The 5,394-nt window shown below is 36.9% G+C and carries 5 protein-coding genes and 1 tRNA gene; 2 read left to right on the top strand and 4 right to left on the bottom strand.

What is annotated here, in order from left to right; translation table 11 throughout:
• Together PN497_RS10755 and PN497_RS10750 are read left to right on the top strand one after the other, a co-directional pair.
• A partial coding sequence (locus PN497_RS10755) for a WD40 repeat domain-containing protein (protein WP_272110104.1) occupies nucleotides 1-522 on the top strand: 522 nt, incomplete at its 5' end.
• 4 nt (nucleotides 523-526) lie between these two features.
• Nucleotides 527-1,696, top strand: coding sequence for an ATP-binding protein (locus PN497_RS10750; RefSeq protein ID WP_096565699.1), 1,170 nt, complete (start codon nucleotides 527-529; stop codon nucleotides 1,694-1,696).
• Between the two features lie 325 nt (nucleotides 1,697-2,021).
• On the opposite strand, the gene PN497_RS10745 is transcribed toward PN497_RS10750, so the two are convergent.
• The 4 genes from PN497_RS10745 to PN497_RS10730 all read right to left on the bottom strand — a co-directional run bounded on the left by PN497_RS10745 (nucleotide 2,022) and on the right by PN497_RS10730 (nucleotide 5,076).
• Nucleotides 2,022-3,494: a glycoside hydrolase 100 family protein gene (locus tag PN497_RS10745; protein WP_096565697.1), complete on the bottom strand. Its 1,473-nt coding sequence runs from the start codon at nucleotides 3,492-3,494 to the stop codon at nucleotides 2,022-2,024.
• 822 nt (nucleotides 3,495-4,316) lie between these two features.
• On the bottom strand, nucleotides 4,317-4,490 hold the full coding sequence (locus tag PN497_RS10740) for a J domain-containing protein (RefSeq protein ID WP_272110106.1): 174 nt from the start codon (nucleotides 4,488-4,490) through the stop codon (nucleotides 4,317-4,319).
• 12 nt (nucleotides 4,491-4,502) lie between these two features.
• Nucleotides 4,503-4,640, bottom strand: coding sequence for a WD40 repeat domain-containing protein (locus PN497_RS10735; RefSeq protein ID WP_242027464.1), 138 nt, complete (start codon nucleotides 4,638-4,640; stop codon nucleotides 4,503-4,505).
• A gap of 363 nt (nucleotides 4,641-5,003) precedes the next feature.
• A tRNA-Ile gene (locus PN497_RS10730) sits at nucleotides 5,004-5,076 on the bottom strand.
• Between the last annotated feature and the right edge of the window lie 318 nt (nucleotides 5,077-5,394).

Below are 5,394 nucleotides of genomic sequence, written 5' to 3'. Positions count from 1 at the left end.
GAACAGTTCACCCTTGAAGGTCATAGTAGTAGGGTATACGCAGTCGCAGTCACAGCAGACAATCAACGGGTGATTTCTGGTTCATCTGACAATACTGTCAAGGTGTGGAATTTACAGACCGGGGAAGAACAGTTCACCCTTGAAGGTCATAGTAGTTTGGTAACAGCAGTAGCAGTCACAGCAGACAATCAACGGGTGATTTCTGGTTCTGATGACAAAACTGTCAAGGTGTGGAATTTACAGACCGGGGAAGAACAGTTCACCCTTGAAGGTCATAGTAGTAGGGTATACGCAGTCGCAGTGACAGCAGACAATCAACGGGTGATTTCTGGTTCATTAGACAATACTGTCAAGGTGTGGAATTTACAGACCGGGGAAGAAATAGCTACTTTCACAGGTGACAGTGACTTTCTTTCCTGTGCGGTTGCACTTCCCAATCAATTCACAGATACGTTAACAATTGTTGCCGGTGACGCTGGGGGAATGGTGCATTTTCTAAAGTTGGAAAATGGGGGAGAATAAATTTATGAACTCCACCCCCAGACCACCAACAGTTAATAATTACCTGGATACTCAGCAACAATTCACGGACATTATTAACGCCAAAAGCACGAATTTTATCGGTCGTGAGTTTGTTGTTACTGAGATTAATAATTTTCTGAACCGCTATAACCGGGGTTATTTCACAATTATCGGACCACCGGGTAGCGGTAAAAGTGCCATAATTGCTAAATATGTTCAGGAAAATCCTCCCAAAAATTACCAAGTGATTTATTACAACGCGGAGTTAGAGGGGAAAAATCACGCTGCGGAATTTTTAATATATATATGTTGTCAAATTATCGCCAAGTTTCAAAATCTATCCCTGCCAAATTTACCGGATAACGCTACAGAAGGAAGTTGGTTTTTATCATTGTTACTACAACAAATCAGCGATAATTTATTACAGACAAATCAATTACATCAAACAAACCAAAAATTAATTATTGCCATTGACGGGTTAAACTGCATCAACCGCAACTTACAACCACCAGGAACAAATATTTTTTATCTTCCCCGCTACCTCCCCCAAGGAGTGTATTTTCTCCTTACCCGTCGTCCGTTTTTATCAAGTAATTCTGGTTTATTAATTGAAGCACCGGTACAAAGTTTGAATTTAGCAGATTATCCAGAGGAAAATAAACAAGATATACAAAATTATATTCAAACAACCCTAAATTCTCCCCCCTTTTTAACGGGGGTTGGGGGGGATCTAAAATCTTGGTTAAATACCCACAAAATCAACGAAAACGCCAATAACTTTAAATACATCAGCGCAATCTTAACCGCTATTGCTGACGGTTTCTATACCCAAACCCAACAAATACAAACATCATTCCCACCAGCATTAGAAACCTACTATCAACAACATTTAGCCAAAATGCTAGATTGGGAAAATCAAGATTTACCCCTAGCTGTTTTGCAAGTTTTAGCCGAACAAACACAACCCATATCAGTGACAGATATTGCTAATTTATTAGATGCTGATGAATTTGATGTAGAGGAAATTTTAGAAGCTTGGTTTGAGTTTTTAAATGTAGAAATTAAATCTAATGTTTCTGTTTACAGTTTATATCATGATAATTTCTGCCAATGGCTGAAAGGATATCTCAGAAGTATCCAAATTAATCGAGATCCCCCCTTCTCACAAGGGTAGGTATTTTACATTGTCGTCAGGGCAAGACTTGGTGGACAAGGTGGACAAGGTGACAAGGGAGGAAAACAGTACAAAGTCTGTATTCTTAGTCACAAAAATAGTCCGTCAAAAAACCATTGTCTGTATAAAATCTTCCTTGTCCATCCCTTCGACTACGCTCAGGACAAGCCTTCCTTGTCTTCCTAGTCCTGCCTCAACAGATAATATTAAAAACCTACCCCTGTGAGCTTATTAAGGGGGGAAATTAATCAAAGTCCCCTTTTTGGGGATTTAGGGGGATCTACAAATAAAGGTGGGTAACACAGACGCTAACCCACCCTACGATTTATAAATTCATAAAAGAATCTATACTACCCACTTCAAACTCACAAGCCCTAGAAATTGTTTCTGGGGGTAATTTATCAAAACTAACTAATGGCAAGAAATCAGGATTATCTATGAGTTCTTTCCCTAATAAATATCCTGCTATTGTCCAAGTTTGATATTTCCGCGCTTGTTTACCAATTAATCTACCTTTTTTACCATCATAATATTCTGGCCATTCATCTTCACTCAATCGCGCTTTAGCAATTTCTATTGCTTTTCTAGCCATACCAGTTTTATTAGTTTTCACTGATGCTGCGGCTAACATCCACATTAAAACAGGCCAACTTCCGGCATTATGATAGGACCAAGGTATATTTTTCGGATCGCATCCTGTCACCACTCTATATTCTTCATTCTCTAAAGCTGGGAAACAGATTTTCATGGGCATATCTCCTACCAAATCATCCCATCTTTTTTCAATTAAATTCATAATTGCTTGTGACTGTTCTTCTGTGGATAAATCACAAATTACAGCCATTAAATTTCCCAGGGTAAAAAAGCGAGTATCTAATTGAGATGGTCCGACATTACCAGCAAAATAACCGCCTTTTTTCGGTAGCCATTTATCTAGTTCATAGTAAGGTAAGGAATCAGCATAAATATTAAATAAATTCACCGCTGTTTTCCCATATTCTTCACTTTTAAAGCGATAAATGGCATTCAAACGATTCAGATCTATCCAGTAGTGTTTGCGAATATGTCCACATAACAAAGGTAATCTATTATCAATTGCTTCAACAATATCTTGATTACCTTGACAAATTAATAACTCACGGGCTACACGCAAAGCCGCAAAAAATAGCACTTGAATTTCTAAAGGATGTCCATAAATTCCCATGCGTCTATCAATCATACACGCACCATCAGGAACTAATAGAGTGGGGTACATATCAAAACGATTTGCCAAACAGATTTCCATAATTAACCGGATACCTGTTTGAAATTCCGGTTGATAAGCTAGAGTATAATCATTAGTAGCGACTACATAAGCACGTAATAAAATCAACCACCATAAACAAGAATCAACAGGTGTGACTCTAGCGATCGCGTGTTCTCCAAAATCAGCTTCTAAATGTTCTTCCCCATTAATAGTCACAACTTTAAAGCTGGCTGGAATTAAACCCCTACCCGGTTTATAAGCATCCAACGCCTTTTCTTTAGGCTGTAATTTTAATGTTTCTTCCAGGAAGTTTTTAACAATATTTGTTTTGCCTTTAATCAGAAAAATCAACGCTGAAGAAACAAAATCTCTGATAAAACATTGATCATAGTTTAATGCTTCTACAGATGGATCATACGCCGCTAAAGTACCAACAGGACGACCTTGATAGTAAAGTATTGAATTTTCTAGTGCCTGCCACGCCTCTTTTTCTATAGTTTCACTTGTAGTTTTACTTGTGGTTTCCCTTGTGGTTAATTCATTTAGTTGCATCGCCAGAATAACTCCATTAAGATAGTGAATTTGTGGTGAATGCGGCTTTATTTCTCATGAGTATTTGCTATGTTCAGCAGCATATAACTTGAGCAATAGCAAATAACAATCATTAGTAGCAATCCTCAAACAAAATCAGTTACAATTACTGATTATCAGCAAATTAATTAGGTCATAATTAGGGGTTGCTGAGAAAGTCTTTCCGTGAGGGCATAGGAGTCAGGAGTCAGGAGTCAGGAGAAGATTTGAAAATTTCTTTGCCATCTCTTGAAATCCCAAAAAATGCACACTTTTTCCCTTCTCCCTGACGATTAATGAATCGGTGTTCTAGCTATTCACATCAAACAATACAAAAAATATTCATCAGAAAAATTACAGCAAAATATACAAGATATATTTTGAGATTCCGCATTATCCCATAAAAAAATCTAGGATAGTGCTTTTACAAACAAAAACATACCCCTCATGCTGTTTTAGGATCGTAATAATGAAGTTCCAACCCCTTACAGTATATTTACTTGACAATGATTGACTGTTTGCAACTGCTGGTTAAATTATTCCCCTTTAACTTAACAATTTATAACGTTTTTTCCCAATATGCAATATAGATCATTAAAAAATTTAAAATGTCAATTTTCTGGAAAATTTCGACATTATAACCCAATCATCAAACCAAATCACAAATAACTAGCTCATGCTGCTAAATTCACCAAAAATCTACCAGACATGAATCATAATATTTCATGCTGCTATTTTTCGTAAATTCTGTCACATTAACTACATATTACCCTATATTACCCTTGAATTTTTAAATCAGATTAATCAACCCCTGTTAACATTAACAAGCCTCTGAAAATGTTGATAAGCTTGATTAATTACTTGCATTGCAGCTTTAGCCGTATCCGTATTGTTAATATCAGGATGATATAATCTCGCTAATTTTCGGTAGGCAATTTTTACATCTTCACCATGAGCATTTTCATCAACTCCTAAAATTTCCCCAGTTTGTCAATTCCAAAGTTTGATAATTCCGTCTTTACTACAACTAGCAATAGTTTTACATTCTGGATGAATAGCAATAGATAAAACCTCTGTAGAAGAGTCCATTTCCCAAACTTTTGTTTCCATGCGTTCAAAAACTTGCATGGGAGTTTCTTTAAATTCAGGACTTACGCAAAAGGAAACGAAAGTAGGGGTAATTCATGAATTACCCCTACGCAAGAATAAGGTTTTCAGTCACATCTTGCGTAAGTCCTAAAATTGAGAATTATCTAATAAGCTGTTACACAGCTAAATTGTATAATCCTAATATTCTGAACTCTTGTGGAACACGCATCTTGCCTGTTCCACTTATACAAATTAAATGCACAACAGCTTACTTTAAAAACTCCATAAGTAGCAAGTCCAAAAACCGCACTTATTAGCTAATAGGTAAAAAATGAGTGAAATCAGCACAGAGTAGAAGCTGAAATAATCCAAAAAGCTTATTATGTATAGGTTTTCATTAAATGCGCCCTGCTGGAATCGAACCAGCCTGAAGACGAATTATGAGTTCGTTGCCTCCCCAATCGGCCAAAGGCGCTTGTTGTGTTAGATTTGTCTTCTGTTTAAGTAGGCTTTAAGCTTAACTCTCTGTTATGATTGTAGCTTGAGCAACCTATTTTTAGCATTTGGACAAACACACATCTATGAGTATATCATGATTTTACCATCTGACGCATAATTAAAAAAATTTTTAGTTTAGGTTTGGTAATTGGTAATTGGTAATTGGTAATTGGTAATTGATAATTGGTAATTGGTAATTGGTAATTGGTAATTGGTGATTGGGAAAATTCTTACCCAGTCCCCAGTCACCAGTCCCCAGTCCCCAGTCACCAGTCACCAGTCCCCAGTCCCCAGT

The organism is Sphaerospermopsis kisseleviana CS-549, from assembly GCF_028329225.1.
Classification (GTDB): domain Bacteria; phylum Cyanobacteriota; class Cyanobacteriia; order Cyanobacteriales; family Nostocaceae; genus Sphaerospermopsis; species Sphaerospermopsis kisseleviana.
The sequence above is the reverse complement of the archived record's forward strand: the minus strand, read 5'-3'. Positions and strand labels throughout refer to the sequence as shown.

What these genes read in the sequence shown, in the direction of transcription:
- PN497_RS10750 (WP_096565699.1), top strand. Translation starts at nt 527, where the DNA reads ATGAACTCCACCCCCAGACCACCAACAGTTAATAATTACCTGGATACT.
- PN497_RS10745 (WP_096565697.1), bottom strand. Translation starts at nt 3,494, where the DNA reads ATGCAACTAAATGAATTAACCACAAGGGAAACCACAAGTAAAACTACA.
- PN497_RS10735 (WP_242027464.1), bottom strand. Translation starts at nt 4,640, where the DNA reads ATGCAAGTTTTTGAACGCATGGAAACAAAAGTTTGGGAAATGGACTCT.